The 23,783-nt window shown below is 33.0% G+C and carries 23 protein-coding genes; 11 read left to right on the top strand and 12 right to left on the bottom strand.

Features of this window, described 5'->3' with window-relative positions:
* Positions 1–12: 12 nt before the first annotated feature.
* The 4 genes from AB0A59_RS07095 (at position 13) to AB0A59_RS07080 (ending at position 3,915) form a co-directional block, all read left to right on the top strand.
* Complete coding sequence (locus AB0A59_RS07095; RefSeq protein ID WP_458747376.1) at positions 13–1,245, top strand: glucose/sorbosone family PQQ-dependent dehydrogenase; 1,233 nt, start codon at positions 13–15, stop codon at positions 1,243–1,245.
* Between the two features lie 1,169 nt (positions 1,246–2,414).
* Positions 2,415–2,588 (top strand): universal stress protein, encoded by a 174-nt coding sequence (locus tag AB0A59_RS07090; protein WP_458747375.1) that lies wholly within the window; start codon positions 2,415–2,417, stop codon positions 2,586–2,588.
* A 236-nt stretch (positions 2,589–2,824) separates the two neighbouring features.
* Positions 2,825–3,772 carry a hypothetical protein gene (locus AB0A59_RS07085; RefSeq protein WP_458747374.1) on the top strand — a complete coding sequence of 316 codons (948 nt, stop codon included), beginning with the start codon at positions 2,825–2,827 and terminating at the stop codon, positions 3,770–3,772.
* Between the two features lie 8 nt (positions 3,773–3,780).
* The gene (locus AB0A59_RS07080) at positions 3,781–3,915 is read left to right on the top strand and encodes a hypothetical protein (protein ID WP_458747373.1); all 135 of its coding nucleotides are present in this window, start codon (positions 3,781–3,783) and stop codon (positions 3,913–3,915) included.
* 76 nt (positions 3,916–3,991) lie between these two features.
* Here the strand turns inward: AB0A59_RS07080 and AB0A59_RS07075 are convergent, their stop codons facing one another.
* Positions 3,992–4,558: a hypothetical protein gene (locus AB0A59_RS07075; protein WP_458747372.1), complete on the bottom strand. Its 567-nt coding sequence runs from the start codon at positions 4,556–4,558 to the stop codon at positions 3,992–3,994.
* Between the two features lie 167 nt (positions 4,559–4,725).
* Here AB0A59_RS07075 and AB0A59_RS07070 point away from each other — a divergent pair, with 167 nt between their 5' ends.
* The 3 genes from AB0A59_RS07070 to AB0A59_RS07060 all read left to right on the top strand — a co-directional run bounded on the left by AB0A59_RS07070 (position 4,726) and on the right by AB0A59_RS07060 (position 7,721).
* Positions 4,726–5,322, top strand: coding sequence for a hemerythrin domain-containing protein (locus AB0A59_RS07070; protein WP_458747371.1), 597 nt, complete (start codon positions 4,726–4,728; stop codon positions 5,320–5,322).
* A 193-nt stretch (positions 5,323–5,515) separates the two neighbouring features.
* Positions 5,516–6,655, top strand: coding sequence for an adenylate/guanylate cyclase domain-containing protein (locus tag AB0A59_RS07065; protein WP_458747370.1), 1,140 nt, complete (start codon positions 5,516–5,518; stop codon positions 6,653–6,655).
* A gap of 493 nt (positions 6,656–7,148) precedes the next feature.
* The gene (locus tag AB0A59_RS07060; protein ID WP_458747369.1) at positions 7,149–7,721 is read left to right on the top strand and encodes an NADPH-dependent FMN reductase; all 573 of its coding nucleotides are present in this window, start codon (positions 7,149–7,151) and stop codon (positions 7,719–7,721) included.
* Between the two features lie 332 nt (positions 7,722–8,053).
* Here AB0A59_RS07060 and AB0A59_RS07055 read toward each other — a convergent pair whose 3' ends face one another.
* The 3 genes from AB0A59_RS07055 to AB0A59_RS07045 all read right to left on the bottom strand — a co-directional run bounded on the left by AB0A59_RS07055 (position 8,054) and on the right by AB0A59_RS07045 (position 10,119).
* A complete protein-coding gene (locus AB0A59_RS07055; protein ID WP_458747368.1) occupies positions 8,054–8,644 on the bottom strand; it encodes a nitroreductase family protein in 591 nt (196 codons plus the stop codon).
* A gap of 78 nt (positions 8,645–8,722) precedes the next feature.
* The gene (locus AB0A59_RS07050) at positions 8,723–9,454 is read right to left on the bottom strand and encodes a cysteine hydrolase family protein (RefSeq protein WP_458747367.1); all 732 of its coding nucleotides are present in this window, start codon (positions 9,452–9,454) and stop codon (positions 8,723–8,725) included.
* 197 nt (positions 9,455–9,651) lie between these two features.
* Positions 9,652–10,119 carry a universal stress protein gene (locus AB0A59_RS07045; RefSeq protein ID WP_458747366.1) on the bottom strand — a complete coding sequence of 156 codons (468 nt, stop codon included), beginning with the start codon at positions 10,117–10,119 and terminating at the stop codon, positions 9,652–9,654.
* A gap of 303 nt (positions 10,120–10,422) precedes the next feature.
* Between AB0A59_RS07045 and AB0A59_RS07040 the strand changes: the two genes are divergently transcribed.
* Positions 10,423–11,385, top strand: a complete 963-nt coding sequence (locus AB0A59_RS07040; protein WP_458747365.1) for a bile acid:sodium symporter family protein — start codon at positions 10,423–10,425, stop codon at positions 11,383–11,385.
* 281 nt (positions 11,386–11,666) lie between these two features.
* On the opposite strand, the gene AB0A59_RS07035 is transcribed toward AB0A59_RS07040, so the two are convergent.
* The 8 genes from AB0A59_RS07035 to fumC form a co-directional block, all read right to left on the bottom strand.
* A complete protein-coding gene (locus tag AB0A59_RS07035) occupies positions 11,667–12,167 on the bottom strand; it encodes a universal stress protein (RefSeq protein WP_458747364.1) in 501 nt (166 codons plus the stop codon).
* A gap of 1,416 nt (positions 12,168–13,583) precedes the next feature.
* Positions 13,584–14,417 (bottom strand): adenylate/guanylate cyclase domain-containing protein, encoded by an 834-nt coding sequence (locus AB0A59_RS07030; RefSeq protein WP_458747363.1) that lies wholly within the window; start codon positions 14,415–14,417, stop codon positions 13,584–13,586.
* A gap of 250 nt (positions 14,418–14,667) precedes the next feature.
* Entirely contained in the window at positions 14,668–15,027 is a 360-nt protein-coding gene (locus AB0A59_RS07025; RefSeq protein WP_458747362.1) for a hypothetical protein, read from the bottom strand.
* A gap of 70 nt (positions 15,028–15,097) precedes the next feature.
* On the bottom strand, positions 15,098–15,616 hold the full coding sequence (locus AB0A59_RS07020) for a 4Fe-4S dicluster domain-containing protein (RefSeq protein ID WP_458747361.1): 519 nt from the start codon (positions 15,614–15,616) through the stop codon (positions 15,098–15,100).
* A 216-nt stretch (positions 15,617–15,832) separates the two neighbouring features.
* Positions 15,833–16,198 carry a DUF488 domain-containing protein gene (locus AB0A59_RS07015; protein WP_458747360.1) on the bottom strand — a complete coding sequence of 122 codons (366 nt, stop codon included), beginning with the start codon at positions 16,196–16,198 and terminating at the stop codon, positions 15,833–15,835.
* 248 nt (positions 16,199–16,446) lie between these two features.
* On the bottom strand, positions 16,447–16,941 hold the full coding sequence (locus AB0A59_RS07010; protein WP_458747578.1) for a UbiA family prenyltransferase: 495 nt from the start codon (positions 16,939–16,941) through the stop codon (positions 16,447–16,449).
* A 397-nt stretch (positions 16,942–17,338) separates the two neighbouring features.
* Entirely contained in the window at positions 17,339–17,839 is a 501-nt protein-coding gene (locus AB0A59_RS07005; RefSeq protein WP_458747359.1) for a CBS domain-containing protein, read from the bottom strand.
* Positions 17,840–18,131: 292 nt separating this feature from the next.
* Positions 18,132–19,637, bottom strand: a complete 1,506-nt coding sequence (fumC, locus tag AB0A59_RS07000) for a class II fumarate hydratase (RefSeq protein WP_458747577.1) — start codon at positions 19,635–19,637, stop codon at positions 18,132–18,134.
* 338 nt (positions 19,638–19,975) lie between these two features.
* Between fumC and AB0A59_RS06995 the strand changes: the two genes are divergently transcribed.
* From AB0A59_RS06995 to AB0A59_RS06985, 3 genes are all read left to right on the top strand, one after another.
* On the top strand, positions 19,976–20,194 hold the full coding sequence (locus tag AB0A59_RS06995) for an FAD-binding protein (RefSeq protein WP_458747358.1): 219 nt from the start codon (positions 19,976–19,978) through the stop codon (positions 20,192–20,194).
* Positions 20,184–21,824, top strand: a complete 1,641-nt coding sequence (locus tag AB0A59_RS06990; RefSeq protein WP_458747357.1) for an FAD-binding protein — start codon at positions 20,184–20,186, stop codon at positions 21,822–21,824. The genes AB0A59_RS06995 and AB0A59_RS06990 overlap by 11 nt, the downstream gene beginning before the upstream one ends.
* Positions 21,825–21,958: 134 nt before the next feature.
* Positions 21,959–23,740: a thiamine pyrophosphate-dependent enzyme gene (locus tag AB0A59_RS06985; protein ID WP_458747356.1), complete on the top strand. Its 1,782-nt coding sequence runs from the start codon at positions 21,959–21,961 to the stop codon at positions 23,738–23,740.
* Positions 23,741–23,783 lie beyond the last annotated feature (43 nt).

The following is a 23,783-nucleotide window of genomic DNA, read 5'->3' as shown; positions in this document are numbered from 1 at the left end:
AAGCTGAGTACTATGTCCATCCCTAACGCCAACCAATCTAAAGGCCAGGATGGTGTTCTGGGAATGGCATTTGACCCCGACTTCAACAATACACATCATATTTACGTTGCCTACACTTATGAGGGGAAGTCGGGTAGTGGAGCTGAAGGAGGAGTACCTGAGCTAAATACCAAAATAACTCGGTTTACATACGATCCATCTATTAACAATATTAGCGAACCACAAGACCTAATTAGTGGTCTTTCAGGAAGTGGTGATCATAACTCTGGTCGTATGACATTTGGACCCGATGGCAAGCTCTACTACACAATTGGTGATCAGGGCAAAAACCAACTGGCTTTAGCATGTTTGAATAATATGGCACAGCATCTTCCAACCGCTGAGGACGTGGCAGCAAAGAATTGGAGTACTTATGAAGGCAAAGTGCTTCGAATGAATTCCGATGGCTCAATCCCTGAAGATAATCCCGTCATAAACGGAGTCCAAAGTCACGTCTACACCTACGGTCACCGTAATGCACAAGGTATAGCAGTTGGTTCTACTGGTGACATCTACGTTGCAGAACATGGTGATAATTCTGATGACGAAGTTAACCGTCTTGTAGCAGGTGGAAACTATGGATGGCCCTATGTATCTGGCTTTATTGACGACAAAGCATACCAGTATTATAACTGGTCTGCTGCAGAGAACTGTAGTGAGTTGACATTTAATGATGTCGCACCTGCACCTGCTGGTGTGATTGTAAAAAATGAAAGCGAATTCAACGCCACAAATTTTGTTCCTCCAATTAAAACTTTTTACACGGTAGATAAAGGTTTTAACTTTACAGAGGCAGCCAAGTCATGTGGAGAGATGACCTCAACATGCTATCCAACCGTTGCACCCTCGAGCTTGCGTCTTTATGAGTCAGATGCTCTTCCAGGTTGGGAGAATAACTTACTAATGACAACATTAAAGGCAGGTAAGATATTTAAAATAACATTAGACGAAAACGGTACGTCAGTCTCGGGTGAACCGGAAGAACTTTTCCGCTCAGAGAATCGTTACCGAGATATTGTTTTTAGTCCAGATGGAAGTACAATCTATGTAATTACTGACCCGAGAGGACCAGTGCAAGCCATGAAAGATGGTCCAATCACTCCGACCCTGACCCTGTGGAGCCCCGGTGCGCTTATAGCATTCAAGTATGTTGGAGAAGAAGGAGGAGGAGGCAGTGGCGGAGGTAGTAACTCGACTTTACGATAGCGACATCTGATTACCTTAGGCCTATCTACCTTTTTTTCTTTTGAACGTATTTCATTTTTTGGCAAACATATATCATTTAACGTTATTTTATTGCAGTCAGAAAATTTGACGCAATAACAGAATTAGATGTGTCAATTAGCTTCATTAACAAAGGCGATTAGCCATATTTTCAGATTTTTACGACGCCAATTTCAACAAAATTAATATTGTATTTTTATTTTACTCGGGTCCTAAACATAGATACATTGTTATGATATTGTATATCACTATTTGTCACATTCTTGTATATCAGTTCTAAAATTAGCAGAAAATATTTTTAAATTTCTTATTTCTTGTGTTATAAAAATTAATTTTGCGATTTGTCTAAACTTAGTTGTCGATCCTAATAAGAGGTTCATTACACTTGTAGGTAGCCATTATTCAACTACTTTTAGTAAAAAAAAATTAATTCATTTTCTATATATGATATCTATAGAATCTTAATTCACTGCATCACTGAGAGAATCTTTTTTTGAGTTATTTACGAATGTGTAAATCGGTGGTGATCTTTCCGTTATCCATCTACACAACAGTAACCACAGGTACAGGAAGTCTCAGGAAATAATTCACATTTTGTATTTTCTTTTATCAAGTCTATATTATTCGTTACTTAAAGAGATAAGAATTTGGAAAATGAACTAATCTTTTCATGTAGCATAGTATTAAATAGTTAAAGTGCAACACGAGTTTTGTAGTATCAAGTAGCCTTCTGTTCTATCCATTATCTTTTTAGTTTCATGGTAAATGAAGGATGGGTAATGTGCAGGATTCACATCATTCCATATTGATTTTGAGAGATTTAACATCTGATTTGAATTCAGATAAAATAGACCACATATTGTGAATAGCAATTTATAATTTGTTGTCATATGGTATATTATGTACTCTAAAATCCTAGTTTTGATAGATGGATCTGATAACTCCTTTAGAGCATTAAAACACAGTTTATTTAAGTTCCAAATTAGGATCAAAGTTAACTGTTCTAAATGTACTAGAAATTCCTCCAGTTGTCTATGTTCAATCTCAAAAGGTTGTTGACTCTGTAATTAATTCTTTAGAAAAAGAATAAAAAAGTTTTTGAAAGATTCGATGCAAAATCTCGAAAATTTAATGTAAATTACCAACCAGTATTGCTAAAGGGACATTATGTAGCGTCTATCATAAATGAATATGTTGATAAGCACGATGTGAATGTTATAATTATGGGAAGTAGGGGAACTGGAAAAATCAAAACAGCCATTATGGGAAGTATAGTCCATAATGTATTTCATCATACTAAAAAGCCGATATTAATTATTAAATAAGCATAGGAATTAATTGCGATCTAAATATGGAGAAACATCCAATCTACCTCTTTATATAAAAAAAATCAGTCAAATAGGAGCTCTTGTTCCAGCCCGACTCGAGTTTTAATTATCATTTGTTATTATGATCTAAGATTTAAATTTAAATCATACTCATAATATTTAATTATATGTGCAAAATTATGCGGAAAGTTATTATCTATTGTCCCTTCTTTGTTTTTGTTTCAATTTCTTGTATGATTGTTGTAGAATACGCAAATGCACAATCGCCAATAAGCAACAGTATTGATATTAGCGGTATTTACATTTCAGATAAACAGGCTCTTTATCATATTATTCAAACAAACAATACTGTTTGGATTTTAGGTACTACAACCCCAGATAATGCATCAGGCATAATAAAAAATATTTTTAGTGGAGTGTTAGATGATAACTTTAGCAGAATAACTGGAAAATGGATCGATTCTCCATTGTCAAACAATATGCAGAGCGGAAATGTCAATTTCGAACTTTTGATCGACAGTTCGAAAAAAAATATAACCATGAATCAGATTTCCCAGGTAACAGAATCAGATAGGGTTTATCCTGTCAATATGTTGACCAAATATGATCCCGCTGTTCATGGTCCTCTAACAATCTATATATCAATGGAAAATGTATTGATTGACATACCTCGATCCCCTGTGTCGGATCTTTTATATATAGGCATAAGCGGACAAAAGAACAATGATACACCTTTAGCTGCAACTAAATATTTGGGACCTAGAGGGTACGGCTCGAACATAACTACAGATCTAAGAATTGGGCCTTTTTCAATTAATAATGAAAATGATACTCTTAAAGTATACATATTGGGACTAGACAAGGAAGATGGCTCCCCATCGTTTACTTTAGTCAGTCTTAGAAATACACTAATTGAATTAATGGAACCGTCCTATAATGTTACTAGTTTAGTTCAAGGTACGCATATTATTAGTTCAATATCACCTGCATTGATTCCAAGAGGATGTAATGGCCTTGTATTTATAGACATGTTGGAATTATCGTCTGAATCTTTGAGAAATTTAACTGCCTTTAATGGAGAAAACAATCAAGAAAATACTTATTCAGGAACGACAAGTCCCCCAGGTTGTGGTCCACCTTCTCAATATGTCGTTAAACTATCCATAAAGAATCATGGATGATGATAGAGATGATATTAGAAATACAATCTCACCCTGTAGGATTAATTCTAATAATATCTATAATCAAGGCCCACATGATGGATTTGCCTATAAATAAGAAAATAGGTTGTGGTAATACTATTTGTTACGACAAACGCAGTTAACATGACTCGAAAATAAGATCAAAATGTATTTTAGAAAAAAGTAAAAATCTGATTTTTTACTTAGAATCGGATAATTCTATCTGGGAGAATGTAGACCTTTCATAAATTCAGGATTGGCACTGATACCATATATAAATGGCGATTTACCAAAATGATAATCAACGCTTTCAGGATCTATCGTTATTACAAAAACATTCCAGTTATTTGATCTTTCAATTGTAGTAGGAATATCTACTGCAGGACCCTCTAGCAAGCTCATAGTAGAAATGCCATTAATTGTTGTAGAATTGTTATCAGCATTTTGCATTCTGTCAGTTACAACAAAATGTGTTAGAGCATGAGTATGTCTATCAGTACCGTCGGGTCTTATCATCTCAATTGCAGCCGTAAATGCGCCTGAAGACTGGTTAGATAGGATAAGATTGCTATCTGGATCGCCAGTTAATAATGATCTCCAATTCCCGGACATTAGCCAATCTACATTTCCTGTGTCATTTACACTCAATCCAATTATGGGTCCAAAAGCGCTTTTAAGACCAGTGAAATCAGATTGAGTAGCAATTACAGAATTTGAAATATATCCTATAGATGCAAGCGTAGTTAACAATAGAGCTATGAATAATATTGCTTTGAAATTTTGCATTTACGAATTTAGTATAATATCCTACTTAACCATAGTGATTTCTCTTTTGAAATAATTAAATATATTAAGACAAAATTGCTTACCCTATAATTTTTTCATAGAGAATTGAATTGTCAATCCAAATTAAAAAATAAAAGATAAAAGTATTATTCACTTAACAAAGTTGTTTGAGTTCTACTGAAAATCTGAAAAACGATCATATAACAATAAGAAGAGTAAGAAAAATTGCGCAAAAATGTTCAGAGAATTTGTATGCAAATAAAAAAGTTCCCTTGGAACATATTGAAATCATATCAGTAATCATAGAAGAGTTTGTAGATAATTTTCATCACGGTAAAGAAGAAACAGCATACTTTCCTGAAACAAGAGGAAAAGATAGTTTTGCAGAGGAAGTTCGTATGTTTTTGATCGAACACGAATTAGGAAGAAGGATAGCAAAAATGTTGAGAAGAGAAATAAATGTGTTAAAAGAAAACTACGGTAAAGATAACAGCAAAGTGTTACTAAATAATGATAAGAGTAATCTAAACGAACCCGTGGCGAGGTTCTTAAAATCATATGCGGTTTTCATAGATGATCATACTGGGAAAGAGGACAAATTCTTTGATTTAATAGAATCGGGTAATTTGCTGTCTGAAGATGAAGACAAAAGCCTATTAAAACACTATGAAGTATGCAAAAACCAGGTGGGTGGAGAAATAAGGATACATGGAATGCTCAGACTAATAAACTATTTAGAGGAACAGGACTGGATGAAAATCTGAGTTGACCATTTCACATTTTAATATTCATTATATATTATATTCATGTTACGTAGTTAAGATTTCTTATTATTGTTAAATAACATTCGTATGAGTATAGGTATGGCATGATTCAAAAAACTAATGATTTTCACATAAAGAATCTAGTAAAATATCTTGATAAAGCATTAATCCTTGAAAAGCTGCTGTAGAAAGGTTGCCAGTCCGAATCGGTGAAACTTCTAAAGATGAGGTGAGGCAAAGAATGAAACCACATTTGAAACACACTGTAAATCAAAAAAACAAATTAGAACAAATAATTTTTGAGTTTAAAGAAAGATACGAACATATTGACCTAAATATATCATTCACACCAATTCTATCTGAAGCAAACAATTCAATAAAAAATAGTTCTCAAACTTCAGGGAGCTTATTAGACACTAGCAATAAAAAATTAGTTGAGGAAGATAAAATTATGATTCCTGAAGAAGTAGAATTTGCAAAAATAAAACAAGATTACATTATAGAATATGATGAGTTAATTGCCTACCAAACCTTGATCCAGATAGCAGAAACAACTGAATTTGACAATAAAGATGTAGTGATGAAAATATTGAACGATAGTAAACAGGAAGAAGAGTTAATGATATATTGGTTCCAAGTACATGCTCCGCTTATTCTGGATAATTTATGGCCCAAGATGATAAATAACGCAATGAAACGAAGTCAAGTCTTTCTCATGAACCATAGAAATTCTAAAATGGGTCTTATCATTATGTATGCAGATCTTGTAGGTTCAACAAAAATGAGTATGACTTTGCCCATAAAAGATCTTGTTTTATTAATAAGGGCTTTTACACATGAATTATCAAGCGTAATTGAACGCTATCACGGTTATATATTAAAATACTCAGGAGATGCAGTAATTTCATTTTTTCCGTATGTAGATAAAAATACTAAATATATAAGCTGTACAAAGGCAATCGAGTGTGCTAAATCAATCATCGATGTTATTGAAAAAGAGATTAATTCAATTTTAAGTGAAAAATATAATTATCCGCAATTGAAGGTCAAGATAGGTATTGACGAAGGAGAAAATGCAATCATTCAATACGGTTATGAAAAAAATTCTCCAATCGATATCTTAGGATACTGTATGAATATCGTATCAAAAATAACTTCCCTGACCGCTCCAAATAGTATATCTTTAGGAGAAAATGCCTTCAAGTTATTGGATGAAAAAACGGGAAAGGATTTTATCATGTTATCAGTGCCTGAGAACAATTGGAAATACATTAATCCTGATACTAATACTCCTTATACAAAGTACCGATCTATTTTTGCAGATCCGGTCTGACAATGGGACAAATGGTCTAACCACCAAAAAATTTCAATACAGATTTTCGTATTTCTTTTCTTCATATCTCGGCATAATATTTTGATCGTTTATTGACTCCATTTTTGAAGTTCATATTTGAAAATGCCATTTAGTAAAAGGATTTAACGCAGTAACATTTTCTATAAATGTTATAATCATTCATAAATAGGGCTTGTAGATCTTTTTAAATAAACTCTATATTGTTTATCAATGAACCGTAGGTAATTTCAAAGCGTACCAAGAATTCTGATTGAAATAATTTTGGTATTATAATAGTATTCTGTTGTCTCTTTTTGATGCTAGTGCTACTTTTTCATAGGAACCACTTTAATTCGGATTTTTTTCTTTGTATATTAAATTCCGTTATTTTAATAAAATAGTTAGTTAGATTATCCAGATGAATATATATGCTCAATTTCTAATTTTATTTGAAAATAATAAACTATAATTGATATGACAGTATAATTGCTACATGAATGACCAAAGACTAAAGGTTGCCATTATCATTGGCAGTACCAGACCAAGACGCAATGGGGAAGCAGTAAGTCGATGGGTATACGACTTAGCCAAGCGGAGAGACGACGCCGACTATGAGTTGGTAGATATCAAAGACTATAATCTACCTTTGCTTGATGAACCGATTCCGCCTTCTATGGGACAATACACAAAGGAGCACACAAAAATTTGGGCTACAAAAATCGACTCTTTCGATGCATACGTATTTGTGACTCCAGAATATAACCATGGGATTTCCGGAGCACTAAAAAATGCTATTGATTTTCTCTTTAAAGAATGGAACAACAAAGTTGCGGGATTTGTTAGTTATGGTAGCGCTGGGGGTGTCCGTGCAGTTGAACATCTGCGGTTAGTTATGGCAGAGGTTAAAATTGCAACAGTTCGTGCTCAGGTACAGTTATCTCTTTTTACAGATTTTGAAAACTTTTCAACTTTCAAACCTCATATAATTCATGAGAAATCGGCAAACAATATGTTAGACGAGGTAATCGCTTGGGCATCAGCTATGAAAACACTTAGAAGAAATTGAATAATGATGGATAAAGCAATAAAGTAAATTCAAAATAACATATAACTTGGATAAAAATATCTTAACAGCGATTTCGCATTAAGTTGAAGAATCATAAAATCACCCACTATTCATACCTAAAATGAGTATTTGTTATCCACTAATTGATAGGATAAATTTAAAAAGAGATTATTGATTGTTTTACTGTTTTACTAATATAGATATCGTAAAGAAATAACTTTCTTGGGATTTAGATTATTCTCTTTTCGAGTTTCAAATACTTTAAATGAAAATTATCTTTCAGTCCACTGAATTTCCTGTGGTATTTTTTGAGTGGGTATTTTAGACCACCTCTACCTAAAACCTCCCTCCATGATGATCTCGTTTAGTGGTTTCCTGTTGTTAGGGTGCTCTAGCTGCTGTAACTTTGGAGGCAGTTTTTCAATAGATCCCTTCTTACCTATGGCAATCATCGCCATAACATCAAAATTATCGGGAATGCTTAAACTCTCTCTGGCTTTCTGGTAATTAAATCCTTGCATACCATGTGCCACAATCCCTCTAGTTGAAGCCTCTAAAGCCAAATTTTCCCATGCAGCACCGGTATCGAATTGATGAGTTATTGAGGGTTTTTCATTATATTCAAAGTTCTTTCTGGATATTATTACTACCAAAACCCCAGCATCTTTAGCCCAGATCCTATTACCTTCATTTAATAAATCCAGAAATTTGGTCCATTCCCTTGCCGTTCTTTTTGAATAAATAAATCTCCAAGGTTGATTATTAAAAGAAGAAGGAGCCCATCTTGCTGCCTCAAAAAGACTCATCAAATCATCATCAGTTATTTCTTCGCCTGTCATCGACCGGGGAGACCACCGGTTAACAAATATTGCATTGACATCATGATCGGCTCTTCTAGAATTTTTAGGTTTTGTATTTGACATGAATATATATTAAAAAAATATTATAAAAAACTAATAATTAACCAATTCGATTCATCTTCTTCTGTTTAGTATCGAAGGTTATTTCTTCCTGATATCTATTAGACGAAATTCCTTTAGAAACTTTGCATATTTCTCATCGAGTTCATTGTTATCCATTTTGCCTGATTTCAAGTCTTCAAGCGAATTTATCAATTTATAGAAACGTTCTGTATCCAGAACGAGACCATAATAGTCTTTCACCCTTTCTAATGTTGTTTCGTAATGTCTATTGTTTCCTGATGCAGTGCAATTGGACACCAATATTACATCATACCCAATGTTAAATGCTTCACGTAATGACGTTTCTACGCAAATTGAGGTATCGATTCCGCAGAACACTAATGTATTAATTCCCTCACTTTGAAGCCAAACCCTCAGTTCAGTATCCTGAAATGCACCATCTCTTCTCTTAATAACTATTAGGTCACTCGCCATGGGTTTGATTTCATCTATTGTTTGGGCGTCCCATGTGCCTCTTACCGTGATAGGGACTTTAAGCCGCTCTTCCCTTGCTAATGGCAAAAGTCTATGAAACCGGGTTAAAAGGTCAATACCACTAGCTTCTCTAACAGCTTCGGTATAAAAAATTGGTATCTTCCTGTCTCTGCAAAACATAATAAGATCCTTTACTTTTGGAATAATTCTTTGATATTCTTGGATGTTCATTCCCAAATGGTCATAGGACCCACCTTTGCTTACAAAGCCATTTTGCATATCAACTACGACAAGTCCAAAGTTGAAAGCTGTTGCTCCAACAGAATCCTGATACACTATTATAGTTAGATCAGGCCATTAAAAAGAATGCTGTTGACTATTCGACAAAAAGTATAAAGAGGTGGAATATTTTCATTCGAATTTATATATTTCTTGATTAGGACCATGAATTAGATTGAAAATAACTTCAATAGATTTGCCTATTTCTTATACTATAAAAATTAGATTCCATTATTTCAATAAACTTTCAATAGTTATCTTACTATTAACAATGCACAGTGTACTTCTTCGGCAACCTTTCTTGCAACACTTCCTAATTTTTTTAACATTCCTGAAATTCCTTTATGTCCAATACTACCCATAACAATGAGATCGATATTATTCTGATTAGTAAAGTCAATAATTATTTCAGCGGGATCACCTATTTTGATTTCTGTGGTGATAGAAACATTTTGTCTAGCATATGTATTTTTCACATCCTCCATAATCACAATCATTTCGTTTTTTATCTCATTATGGAGCTTATTAACTAGTGGAGATATGGTCACCTCATTGTTTTTTAATTCTATTTTTGAATAGTGAATTGGTAATGGTATTTCGTTAATTACATGTAGTATAAAGATTTGAGATTTATTCACCACGGATAATTCTACAGCTTTTTCCAAGGCCTTCATTGACAACTCTGAAGTATCAAAAGGTACTAATATACGATTAAAAGGCATCAAATTACCATCATTTTCGATCAATATAAGCAAATTCTAGTTGATAAGAAAGAAAAATAGCTACATTGACTGATGGTATGTATGAATTCACGGCGTTATTTCAAAAAAATTAACCTGTTTAAGTTTATGAATTAGGTATTTAGATGGGTTCATTTAGTTGTTGACATTACTATTGTATAAACTGACTTAGTAGAGAATTGCAAGTTTATACACAAAATCGTATCACTCCAAGTATGCGATGCCTTATTTTCAACAAATGACATTATTAATATACATCATAAATAAACAAAAAAGAACAGAAAAATGCCAAAAAATAGAGCCAACCCGTCTTCCCATACATCTGGATTAGAGAAAGAAGATTTGGTTCTTTTTATTGCAATTGCTGTATCAACGGTACTAGGTATATTGGCACCATCATTTGGAATAATTTTTGAACCTCATCTTTTGATTCTATTGGGATTGTTGTTATTTCTAAATTTAATTAAAATGAATCCTCAACATTTAGGGTTACAGTTTAAAAGGCCTGTTCCTATTATATTGCTGACTGCAATCAAACTTTTGGTAATTCCCCTTATTTTATATGCAGTTACAAATATAATTTATCCATCGCTTGCTATTGCTGTCTTACTTCTTTCAGGGATATCTACAGGTTTAGGAGCGCCATTTGTAATCAATGTTTTTGAGAGAAGTAATCAACTGCCACTAGTTGTAGGAATGATTATTTCATCATCTGTCGTCGTTCCGTTTGTTTTGCCCTCTCTGGTCTATCTGTTCGTCGATGAAGAAAAATTCAAAATTCCTTTTATAGATATGACAATATTATTAGCCGAAGCTCTATTTCTACCTTTATTTGCAGGTTGGTTAGTAAAGGGGAAGGCTCCAAAGATAGCAAAAAAAATTGAAGTCGGCTCTTTCATACCTTCAGTTATTCTAATATCGTTTATGAATCTAGGAATATATGCAAAATTCTCTGACTATTTCATCTCTGAGTCTTTATTTGTAGTAACAATGCTTATTGCAGCATTTGCGTTATTCTTTATTTATGGATTAACAGGCTATTTTGCTTCATATATAATAGGAAAAAAGGATAAATCATCTAGAATTGCTGCCTTTGTAATTATGAGTTATATAAATAATACACTTGTAGTTGTATTTGCATCTCAATTTTTCGGAACGGAAGTAGCTGCCTTGGCAGCATTTTACAATTTGGCTTATTATGGTTTAATGGTGCCATTGAAAAAATTATTTTTGATTGGAACTTTATAGGATTCTTTTCATCTTCTATATTAATTTAAAATAATAAGATTTGAAGCAAAATGAATTTTGTTGCAATTTATAATAAAAAATAATGTTGATACTACTTTGGGATCCAGCTACTGTATATCTCCTTATACTTATTAAATTAAAGGCATGAATTTCAATAAACTATTTTTTGTCACATAGTCTCATCCCTAATAATCTATTGGACTATATCTATCAAACATTGTCTTATTGGAAAAATATACATCATCTACTATATATGGTATCAAATATCGTTACTAATGCTATTACCTTATTATTGTCATAGGGCATGAAACTGATTCCGATACTTTTCTTGAAACACTTCCAAGTCCTTTAATTTTAGCTAAACCTTGCAGTCCATTGCTTCCCATAACTATTAAATCAACTCTATTGTTGTTAGAGTAATCTATGATATGATTAGCGGGATCGCCATAAAGAAATTTTGACTCTAGCTTAACTCCGTCTATGGATTTATAGGCCTCCTTTTTTTCATCCATATCTTTTTGCATTAAATTTTTTATTTCTTGATATATACTATTAGCATGATCATTTAAAGATGGATTCTCATTCTTATGGATTATTTTCATTTTACCTAAAAGATTTTTTGTAAAGGGTATTTCCTGTACTACATGTAGCAATATGATTTGAATGATTCGCTTTTTTGGATCACCTAAAAAGATCGCTTTTGCCATATATACCGAATACTCCAATGCATTTTCGGAAAATTGCGAACCATCGTATGGTACTAAAATAACTCTAAGATCCATTCTCAAATATAAGGTAAATATAATATCTTAATAAATTTGCTATAACTACACGTTCCCACTTGTATGAAAAGGTTTGACTAGTGAAATAATTTTGACTTAGCATTTGATTTAAGAAAATTTTCATCCCACATGGTTTATGCTATCTCAGAAAAAGCGGAGTACATTTACATTCTATTAGTATTTAGATCTTTAGTCAATTCAAAAACCAATAAGACATCATATCTTGAATAAGATGTAGTCGTGTCTTAATCGTCATAATTTTCGAAGTGTATACTTGATTACTCCCAAACTAATTTAATTCTTGATTCATAGTGATTTGGACATTATAGGATCGACTAATAAATAGGGCTATTAATCCCACTGTTATTATGTCTCTTGATTTTTATTAATACTTTAGTCCAAAAGATTGGAGAATTATGGCAGAACTTACTACCTCTCTAAAAGCATTATATTATCGTACGCAAGTTCTATATAATTTGCCAAATGCGATCTACATATATGAGAGAAATTGGCAGACAACTTTAAACGATTTAAATTTCATATGCCTAAGAAGATATTTGATTGATAGTATGTTGCAATTCTTTCCAAACCAACAACAGAAGAGTAATTGAAAGTAAAAAAACAAGAGTTACAATACCACATCCTAGATTAATAATAATTAGAACGGATGAAACAACTGTAATTGTTCCAGGTACTATTTGTAATATTCTTATTGATTTTGATGGCTTTATTTTACATTTCCATTTAGTTATGTACTTTAGTCATGATTATATTTAGTTATTAATGTCTCTTAAACAAGATCTAATTGTAAAGATATTGGAAATCTCTAAAGAAGGCATCGCAAAATCTAAAATTTTTGAATCTATAACTTATGTCTCTGAAAGTCAAATTAACAGAACATTAGCCTATATTGTGGATAATCGTATGTTACAATTTATAAAAACCAATTTACAATACATAACTACTCATAAAGGACTTTCATATCTTAAAGATAGATATAACCAAAAACCATAATCCTTTAACACCCAAAAATTACATTTTTCGAAATATCTTAGGTAGCAGAATATTCCATCCATACACTCTATACAAAATTCTTCAAATGACCAATTCAATACTGTTTATCTATTTTATGTATATATTATATTATTCAGTTTGATACCTTAAATCACCAGTGATAGTGATAGACTGATAAAAGATATTGACTAATGAGTAACTAATTGAAATGGTATTTAGTAGGCAATTAGTATTTCATATATATTTTATGTTACTAAATACTTAAATTTTATTCGAAAGTTTTTCAGTTCGACTACTATTCTAGATTACATTCAAAGCACTTAAAAAATGTGATTTCTTTTACCTCCTATCAGTGTATCATTATTTAAAAGATTTTTCGTCTTAGATGGCAAAATATCTTATCTATTTAGTAGTGTATACTTTGTAAGGTTTATCATTATGCTTGTCAATAAACTTCCAGTTCGCATTATCTAAGATAACTCTTTCAAATTTTAATTGTGTTTTAGGATGCAATAGCGTATAAACGGTTCCTCCTACAGAAATCTTATTAGGACGAGTAATGGATGTTATCTTGGATGTAACATTCATAATATATCCTATCAAATCTATTTGAGAACTTTTATCTTTGCCATATTGAATAACAACGTTTTCTCCTTCGGCTATTCCTATTTTAACTTCCAGCTTGGGATATCCGTATTTACGAAAAATAGGATTAATATCATTTTTAAGTACTGATATCATCGATTTTGCACATCGAAATGCTTTATCGCACACAAGATATTTATTAAATCCTGATGGAAAAAATGAAATAATAGCATCTCCGACGTATTTCAGAACAAAGCCACCGTAGCTTTCTATTACTGAAGACAATTCATGCGAAAAAGCCTTAATGACGGTAACAAGTTTATCGGCAGATAAAGTCATACTCATTTTAGTGGATCCCACTAAATCTGCATAAAGTATGACTAAATCAACTTTTGAATTCACATGCTGGAGTAAAAACCTTTGACCTTTTCTTATAGATGTATTATAGTGATATTTTTCATTCAATACATTACCTAATCGGTCTCGCCGCAAATTACAAAGAGTTTCGTAGTCTAAGATACTGTTTTCTTTAAGTTCTATACTTTTTTCATAGTTAATTTCATTGGAAATTCCATTATTTTCTATTACTCTGAGTGAGCTGTTGTTTTGAATGTCACTTTTAATTTTCTTCGTACTATTATTTATGAACATACCACATAATAATTTATTTAAGTGATTATTATTTCCGGATGAAAGAATTACCTAACAAAATGATTATCAAGCACATAATGGCTTGCGTTTTGTATTAAGTAAACAATTTTTTGTTTGCATCGTGAAATTTAACAAGTTTTTAATGTATCCGGGCATCTAAGTTATTCTTTGCTTAGACAGAAGTTAAATGGTTGTCCACATCGCGAGGATCAATAGAGGATAAAATAAGATTGTACAAGTCTTTAACAATTTATTTTTTTGAACTTACCTCCCTTAGAACGGTTCCATAATCTAGACGGGCCCTTTTTCTCATATATGGAATTAATTTGTAATGGATTGAATAATACATTTCATCTTGCATGAGAATTTCTTTAACCAAGAGAGATATCATACCTCCAGTCATCTTTGATATAGGGATGTTTTTCTCTATTGAAACCCTATCTCTCATCTTATGATACTCCTTTGACGTAAAGTAGCTCCTATTAAGTTCCAATATTAAGGGCCAAATAACATATTCCCAGACTAACCTGCGATTCTCGGTGGACGTTGCATATTTACCTTTTCCATTTAAACCTCTCTTAATTCTAACTGTACTTTTTACTAAAGCCATCTTATTTTTAGATCCATAATATCTTAAAATATTGATTACTTCCCTAGGACTAGTACAATAGTAAATAGCATCATTGATTTGTCATTAAAGTTTCAGCTAAAGACTTTGACATTTCATCGTGAACCTGTAAATTTGCTTCATCAACTTTTATTGATTGGGTAGGACATACGGTCACACATGCCATACACCAAATACAGTCGCGTTCTCTTATTGGGTCTGATTTATCTGTAAAATCTTTTCTTCCCTCTCTATTGCGATCCTCACCTATTCCTTCACTTGTCGCATTGGTTATCTCTATTGCAGGAACATCTTGTTCTGATCTATACCATTGATATACTTGAACAGGACATGCTTCAATGCAAGCTCCGTCAGCGATACACGAATCCCAGTCTAATGCTACGAATGTTCCATGTACTCCTAGACCTACGTATCCTTCATTTCTTTGTTGATATGCATCTTGAACATCAGCATTTTCAGAGGATTCTGCGTCAGTTCTTCCTGGACCCCAAACAAAATGATATCTTCCATCTGCGTTTTTGTGTTTTCCTATAATTTGGTGATTCTTTGGAAATTCCGGATCTATTGGCATATAGTAATAACCCCATTTACCTATATAACAACTTGGAATTATTTGCAATCGTTAGTAATCAAAAGGTCAATTTGAAAAAATATTCACTTATAATAGAACCAAAAAACTGAAAATATTTTATTAAAACGGCTTGTATCATCGATCTGAAAATTGCCTATTTTGCTATGCTTTGACAAATGTTTGAGAAATTCCAAATACATCCATCTATCTATTTATCTACTTTTTAATATTCTCGAGATATTCCTTCAATGCAATCGCATTGTTGAATTTTTCATCTTTTGCTCCATATAACAAAATTACGGGGCCTTTTTCTACCTTACATAAAATGGTATTTATGGATTTAGTGTATTTCTCAAGCTCTTTAAAATATCTTGATTTAAATTCATCCCATTTTTTTTCATCATGATCAAACCATTTTCTTAACAGTGTACTTGGTGCCGCATCTTTTATCCATAAATCAATATTTACCTCATTTTTACTGAGTCCACGAGGCCAAAGTCTATCTACTAAAATTCGGGATCCATTGTTAAATTCATCACCCTTTCCATTAGGATTATCATATATTCTTTCGATTTTTATCAACGATATTATAACAACTTTTTATTTATTTCGTCTATGATGTATAAAAGAGTTGTCAAATCTTAGTAATAAAGAAGAAATTAAAAATGCATTTGTAATTATTGACTCGATTGATTGCTCAAAAATAATTAAAATCACGCATTAAAATACAATCCCGAAATGACCAATTCAACATTAGTTATTTTAAATATCATTACAATTATTTTAAAGCTATTAGAAAACAATATGATTTAGCATTTAGTCTGAATTAGTCATAAACCGTGATTATATGTTTCATGTAATTGTAGAAAAAAAGGATATAAGAGCAATACAATCGTAATAGATATAGTACTAATACTAAGAGTCTTTAATATTATTTCATATAGATTTGTTTTGTTTGTCGTTTTATTGATCCTCCTATCCCCCTTATATATTCTAGAAATCATAATTTCAAAATAACTTAGAAAGAATGGGATTAATGATAACAATACTGACTTCAGAGTTATTGAATTTGTTTGGATTACAAAGCCGGCCAGAAATGGCAACATACCCCATGAAACAGAAAACCAAAAGTTCTTGTGAAACATTCCTTTAAATATTTCAAAATTATATGCAAATAAGAAAAAACCCTCAGCAATTCCTATCAGTATTAGAAGAGGCGCGTATATCAATGAGTAATAAATTCCCAGAAGATAAGAAAATAGCAAACAGATTATAATAATCACCCAAGACTGTTTTTTACTAAGTAACTCGCCCCAAGGTTTAATCTTCTTTGATCCAATGTTATCAGCTACATGAGCAGCAATTCCCTATGATACAAAGTAAATCAATGATATTGCCCCTAACCTTTCGTAATCGTAAGGGTTTACGATCATGTTTCCCCATATTACAAAGGAAATACACATTCCTGTATAAGGTAGAAATAACATTCCGCAAAACAACCTGAACCTTAATGGACCAAATTTCGGGACGAATCATTCGTTTAATCTATTATCCTTATGCATTTCTTTGTGTCAAAATTATGAAGGAAATGTAAAACAAATGATAACATGTAGTATCTGAAAAATCCTTTTGACAAAAGAAATGAAGATCATTCCTCTTCTACACTGTTTTAATAATTAATTTCTCAAGATCATGATGGTCGAGTCATACCATCCGTTATTCTTACTTGTAAAAAGAATTACTAAACCAAAAATGTGAAAAATCTTCGTATAAATCCTTCTGCGGGATTGGAAAATCATCAGATACAACGGTAGTAATTAATTCTCTATTACTCATCAGTAGTTTAAATATATTATGCTCGGTAACGATACCTACAAGGGTTTTTGATTCCAGAATAATTACTCGTCTTATCTTTCTCTCATACATTAATTTCATTGCATCTAAAACGGATGCATTTTGTGATAGGGTAATTAATGGATAGCTCATGAGTTTTCTAATAGGAACTTCCAAGTCTGATAATGAAAATGTGCTTACTATTCTAACTATGTCCCTCTCGGTGATAATGCCTACGGGATTCTTGCTGTCGTTATTATCAATAACGACAACAGAACCTATATTGTTGTCTATCATAACTTTGGAAGCATCAAAAACGTTTTGTTCTTGATCAATTACTTTGACATTTTTATTAATTATCTCTGAAATACCAATCGATTCTAAACCCATTAATCATCTTCTATTTCCTTTCATATTAAACTATATAACAAAAAGGCTCTGTTCAGTTAATATATAATTACTGTTATGACAATCATCAAACAGATTCAACAGTTTCCACTTATATGACTTCATCAATAGATATTTTATTATGGATCTCAATTTTTCCCTTCAGTATCCAGTGTAGGCTTAGTGCCTCTTTTTCTAAACTCAATTAAACAATCAAATGAAATATGATCTTATTATTGTATATATAATATTGTAGGATTAAAAGAACAAAAGATAAAGAAGTTATAATATCCATTTAATTGTTTTTTGGCTCAATACAATTTTCATGAAATGTCATATCCTCTGGCTTAACAACTCGGTCATATTCTTCTCCAGACAAATACCCCAACGCAAGTGTAGCCTCTCGAAGAGAGATGCAATCTTTATGTGCTTTTTTAGCGATTTCTGCTGATTTATCATAACCGATAATAGATTTTAATGTAGTTACTAACATTAGAGATCTTGATACCATATCGTGCATATATTTTTTATTTGGTACTATTCCTTTATCTTGTATTTGTTTTTCATCAGTTCCTCTAACACTTTTTTGTATGCAAAATTCACGAAATGTATTACATGCATCAGCTAAAAGCCTAATTGATTGTAATATATTATGTATAATAACAGGCTTGAATACATTAAGTTCAAAGTTACCTTGTGAGCCAGCAATTCCTATTGTCATATCATTACCAATAACCTGACAACATACCATAGTCATTGCCTCACATTGAGTAGGATTCACCTTACCTGGCATTATAGACGAACCGGGTTCATTCTCTGGTATACGAATTTCACCTATTCCACAACGAGGACCAGAAGCCATCCATCTAATGTCGTTAGCAATCTTCATAAGAGAGCATGATAAAGTTTTTAATGCACCGCTCAATGCAACAATAGGATCATGGCTGGCTAATGCAGCAAACTTATTAGAAGCAGACCGAAATGGTAATTGAGTCTCTGTTGCAATTTGTTTAGACATTTCTTCGCCAAATTCTTTACATGAATCAAATCCTGTACCTACTGCAGTACCACCTATAGCAAGAGCATATAATCCATCAAGTGCTAGTTCTATGTACTTGTAATCCATATCAAGTTGAGCAACCCAACCAGAAATTTCTTGTCCAAACATTATAGGTAATGCATCCTGTAAATGTGTCCTGCCGACCTTGACTACATCTGCATATTCTATGGCCTTTTCATTCAACGCGTTCCGTAAATTAAGAATACTTTGTAGTAATGATATTTTATTTTTGTTATTGTGGAAATGTTGTATTGAATGATTCCCTATAATCTCAAGCACAGATGCAATGTGCATTGCGGTAGGAAAGACATCATTGGAGGATTGAGACATATTAACATCGTCGTTTGGATGTATCGGATGCTTTGACCCGACCAGTCCCCCAGATAATTCAATGGCCCGATTGGAAATGACTTCATTGACGTTCATATTTGATTGGGTCCCTGAACCTGTTTGCCATACAGAAAGCGGAAAATGATCATCTAGTTTTCCTGAGATAATCTCATCAGCTGTCTTTACAATAAGTTCGGCTTTAACCTTTGATAATCTCCTATTTTTAGGCATCAATAAGGAAGAATTAACAATTGCTGCACATTTTTTGATTAAAGCTAAAGAATGTATTATTTCTATAGGCATATGATCCTTTCCGATGGAAAAGTGTTCTACAGAGCGTTGGGTTTGTGCACCCCAGTACCTATCCGAAGTCACTTTTATTTTGCCCATACTATCAGTCTCGCTCCGCATATCATTTGATTTAGAGATTTGGAATTTTTGTTTGTGTAATCTAATCTGTAGACCTTTGATAGAGTTGTATGTATTAATCGAGTCTCCAGATTTATCGAATGTATCTTGAATAGCTTTGGAATTAACCGGTTCTAATATTTTGCATATGGTGTCTATTACTTCAATATCTTTTTTTGAAAAATTTATAGAATACATAGATTAGTTACTCCTCGTTTATTTAAAAGCTATTTGACGACGTTTTTAACTTAAATAAAAAAGGGTCTTTTTTTCAATAATTATTAAATCTAAAGATTATTCGATCTTTTTGCTGCTACCGAAATATTCAATTGTAGTAGTATATGACAGTATTCAGATTGACCAAAAATGAATACATTGATCCCACTTATTCTGTAGATGTACTAATTATAGGTGGCGGTTCTGCGGGGCTTAGGGCCGCTATTGAAGCCCATGATGCTGGTGCAAATGTTCTTATTATTAGCAAGAGTAAGAGGGGAAATCCTCATACAGTATTGGCAAGAGGGGGGTATAAATGCTGCTTTAGGCACTATGGACCCTGAAGATAATTGGATGATACATGCTGTCGATACATTAAAAGAAGGCGAATTCCTTGCAGATCATGAAAGAGTCGAAATTCTTTGTAAGAGCGCGCCAGATGTTATTAACGAGCTAGTTAACTGGGGTGCAAGGTTTCATAGGGAGAAAGACGATGGCAGATTAACACAACGATTTTTTGGTGCTCATACATATAGAAGAACAGTTTTTTATGAAGATTGGACTGGCGATGAAATTGTACGTGTATTAATGAATCAAGTTGATCAAAGGAGAATCAAAATCATGGATGATATTTACATCACACAATTGCTATTAAAGTCAGATAAAGAAGAGGAAAAAGAAAAACCAATCTCAAAAGAAATCAGTGGAGCAATAGGAACAGATCTAAAAAATAAGAGAATCGTATTATTTGAATGCAAATCTATTATTCTTGCCACTGGTGGATACACTAGGATTTATTCGACAAGCAGTTCTAGAATTTTTGAAAACTATGGTGAGGGCATTTTCTTGGCTTATCGATTAGGTGTAGAATTAGTAGATATGGAAATGGTGCAATTTCATCCGACGGGAATGGTTTGGCCCGAGAAAGCATCAGGGACTCTAGCTACTGAGGCGATACGTGGTGAAGGAGGCATATTGTTAAATTCATCAAATGAAAGATTTATGAAAAATTACTATCCTGAAAGAATGGAACTGGGACCACGAGATGTTGTAGCCCGTGCTATTTATAATGAAATTCTTGAGGGTAGAGGTACAGAACATGGTGGAGTGTGGTTGGATGTAACTCATCTTTCAAAGGAGAAAATTTTAGATCGACTTCCTACCATGTATGAACAGTTCAAAATTATTGATGGAATAGACATTTCTAAAGAGAAAATGGAAGTTGGCCCAACTGCACATTATTCGATGGGCGGTATCGTAGTGGATACAAAATGTAGAACAAAAATCAAAGGTCTACTTGCAGCCGGAGAAACAATAAGTCAAATACATGGTGCTAATCGACTAGGTGGAAATAGTTTACTTGATACAATGGTTTTTGGCAAAATTGCAGGCAGTGAAGCAGCTAGATTAGCAAAAGAGATAACAGATGACATTTCAGTCAAGAGTAATTATTTATCACCACCTATAAGCATGAATGAAAAAACACTAAAGGAATTCAAAGATGAAATCTTTATGGTTAGAGAACCACTTGTTTTTCGCAATAAAATACAAGATATGATGGAGCAATATGTTGGAATAATAAGAGATAATGGAAGATTACAAAAAGGATTAAAGATTCTATTGGAATTAAATGAGGCATTTTACTCTGAAGACAATATTTTAAGAGAATTTCAAATTGATAATGCTAAATACAATATTGAAAATATCATATTAACTTTAGAAGTAAAATCTTCATTAATTGTTTGTGAGGCCATAATAAGGAGCGCATTGATGCGACAAGAATCTAGAGGTGCTCATTTTAGATCCGATTTTCCAAATATAGATAATGAAAGATGGGTGCAAAACATATATTGTAGAAAGAAGGGCGAGTCAGAAATGGTATTGTTTAAAGGTAGTGTCAAGGTAATCGAAGGACCATTAAAAGATCTGCTTACTGCTCATTCCAAATCAGAACACCATCGTGAATTTGAATAACCGTCAGCATCATTTTGTCCTATAAACTACATAGAAACGAGTAGATTATGAATCAAACCCAGGTGCATAATCATTAATAGAGAATTATCATGGAAAGAAATTGATCTTATATAATAATGTGTTATTATAGGAATATGACTGAACACGAGAACATGCGTACAGCGGATATAATCGCTGAAGCATTACTTGATTGGAATGTAGATGTCATTTTTGGGTTGCCAGGTGATGGAATAAATGGATTTATTGAGGCACTAAGAGTAAGACAGGATAAAATTAAATTCATTCTCGTAAGACATGAAGAATCTGCAGCGTTTATGGCTTGCGCTTATGCCAAATATACCGGAAGGTTAGGTGTCTGCGTAGCTACCTCGGGCCCTGGAGCAATCCATCTTTTAAACGGGTTATATGACGCCAAGGCGGATAATACTCCTGTTATTGCTATTACAGGCACCACCTACTCGGATTTGATCAATTCTAGCTATCAACAAGATGTTAATTTGTTACAGTTATTTTCAGATGTCACAGTCTACAATAGTATGATAACCGTTCCTGAGCAAGCAGAAATGGCTGTCGATATTGCATGTAGAACGGCATTAGCACAGAGAGGCGTGAGTCATCTAACAATTCCAATCGATATCCAAGAAAGAAAACTAAGTGGGAAATTTTCCAAACATAATGTTGCTTATCATACATCAGATGTATATGTTACAGAAACTTCACCGAGTGATTCGTTAATAGAAAAAGCAGCTGGAATTCTCAATTCAGGCAACAAAGTTGTTATATTAGTTGGACAAGGAGCTCTTCAATCAGGAGAAGAAGTCATTGCTGTCGCAGAAAGATTAGGTGCACCTGTTGTCAAAGCTCTATTAGGTAAAGCGGTAATAGCTGATGACAACGCCTACAGCCTGGGCGGTATTGGTCTACTGGGCACTGAACCTTCCAGCGATGCTATGAGTGAAGCTGACACTCTTCTTATGATTGGAACCTCATTTCCATATACGGATTATCTACCAAAACCTAGTCAAGCAAGAGGAATTCAAATAGATATAAAATCTGAAAAGATTGGTCTACGATATCCTGTTGAAGTTGGTTTGGTGGGTGATTCAAAGATAATTCTGCGCGAGCTACTTCCCCTTTTAGTTCAAAAGAAAAATCTAGAATTTCTAAAATCAAAACAGCAAGCAATGAAAAACTGGAATAGATTATTGAGAGAACGAAGCAGTAGAACAGATAATCCTATAAAGCCACAAGCTATTGCAATGATGGTCTCTGAGGAGTTAGAAGAGAACGCAATTATCTCTGTTGACTGCGGCACCAACACCTCATGGGCCGCACGTTATATAGATATACGAAAAGGTATGAAATTTTCTCTATCAGGGACTTTATCAAGTATGGGAAATGGTTTACCATATGCAATAGCAGCACAGATTGCTTTTCCAGACCGACAATCTATCGCATTTGTTGGCGATGGTGGCTTGACTATGTTAATGGGTGAATTTGCCACTGCCGTACAATACAATCTTCCAATAAAAGTAATTGTTATAAAAAATAATACTCTAGGAATGATCAGATGGGAACAGATGGGTTTTCTTGGAAATCCCGAATATGGTGTAGAGTTTACTCCAATTGATTTTGCATTGTTTGCTGAAGCATGTGGTGGTAAGGGGTATTCAATAAAAAAAGCCTCTGAAGCAGCATCTATTATACATAATGCTATGAAGGAGAATAAACCAACGATAATTGAAGCGTATGTTGATCCTTTCGAACCACCTATGCCTCCAAATGTTGGTATGGAGTATGTAAATAATTTAGCTGAATCATTCGCAAAAGGACAACCCTATGCTAAAAGAATTGGATTAACTTTATTCAGAAACAAGGTACATGAAGTACTAAAAAATTATCATACTCATTCGTAATACCATGACGAGACTTTGATTTGATATCATTTTACTTCTTTTT

The sequence above is a fragment of the Candidatus Nitrosocosmicus sp. T genome (genome assembly GCF_054408485.1).
Note: the sequence above shows the minus strand (reverse complement) of the source record. Positions and strands in the feature narration are given on the sequence as shown.

Excerpts from the sequence above, each read along its gene's own strand:
- AB0A59_RS07095 (WP_458747376.1), top strand. The coding sequence starts at position 13 with ATGTCCATCCCTAACGCCAACCAATCTAAAGGCCAGGATGGTGTTCTG.
- AB0A59_RS07085 (WP_458747374.1), top strand. The coding sequence starts at position 2,825 with ATGATTGTTGTAGAATACGCAAATGCACAATCGCCAATAAGCAACAGT.
- AB0A59_RS07080 (WP_458747373.1), top strand. The coding sequence starts at position 3,781 with ATGATATTAGAAATACAATCTCACCCTGTAGGATTAATTCTAATAATA.
- AB0A59_RS07075 (WP_458747372.1), bottom strand. The coding sequence starts at position 4,558 with ATGCAAAATTTCAAAGCAATATTATTCATAGCTCTATTGTTAACTACG.
- AB0A59_RS07060 (WP_458747369.1), top strand. The coding sequence starts at position 7,149 with ATGAATGACCAAAGACTAAAGGTTGCCATTATCATTGGCAGTACCAGA.
- AB0A59_RS07055 (WP_458747368.1), bottom strand. The coding sequence starts at position 8,644 with ATGTCAAATACAAAACCTAAAAATTCTAGAAGAGCCGATCATGATGTC.
- AB0A59_RS07045 (WP_458747366.1), bottom strand. The coding sequence starts at position 10,119 with ATGCCTTTTAATCGTATATTAGTACCTTTTGATACTTCAGAGTTGTCA.
- AB0A59_RS07040 (WP_458747365.1), top strand. The coding sequence starts at position 10,423 with ATGCCAAAAAATAGAGCCAACCCGTCTTCCCATACATCTGGATTAGAG.
- AB0A59_RS07035 (WP_458747364.1), bottom strand. The coding sequence starts at position 12,167 with ATGGATCTTAGAGTTATTTTAGTACCATACGATGGTTCGCAATTTTCC.
- AB0A59_RS07030 (WP_458747363.1), bottom strand. The coding sequence starts at position 14,417 with ATGTTCATAAATAATAGTACGAAGAAAATTAAAAGTGACATTCAAAAC.
- AB0A59_RS07025 (WP_458747362.1), bottom strand. The coding sequence starts at position 15,027 with ATGGCTTTAGTAAAAAGTACAGTTAGAATTAAGAGAGGTTTAAATGGA.
- AB0A59_RS07020 (WP_458747361.1), bottom strand. The coding sequence starts at position 15,616 with ATGCCAATAGATCCGGAATTTCCAAAGAATCACCAAATTATAGGAAAA.
- AB0A59_RS07005 (WP_458747359.1), bottom strand. The coding sequence starts at position 17,839 with ATGGGTTTAGAATCGATTGGTATTTCAGAGATAATTAATAAAAATGTC.
- fumC (WP_458747577.1), bottom strand. The coding sequence starts at position 19,637 with ATGCGGAGCGAGACTGATAGTATGGGCAAAATAAAAGTGACTTCGGAT.
- AB0A59_RS06995 (WP_458747358.1), top strand. The coding sequence starts at position 19,976 with ATGACAGTATTCAGATTGACCAAAAATGAATACATTGATCCCACTTAT.
- AB0A59_RS06990 (WP_458747357.1), top strand. The coding sequence starts at position 20,184 with ATGGACCCTGAAGATAATTGGATGATACATGCTGTCGATACATTAAAA.
- AB0A59_RS06985 (WP_458747356.1), top strand. The coding sequence starts at position 21,959 with ATGACTGAACACGAGAACATGCGTACAGCGGATATAATCGCTGAAGCA.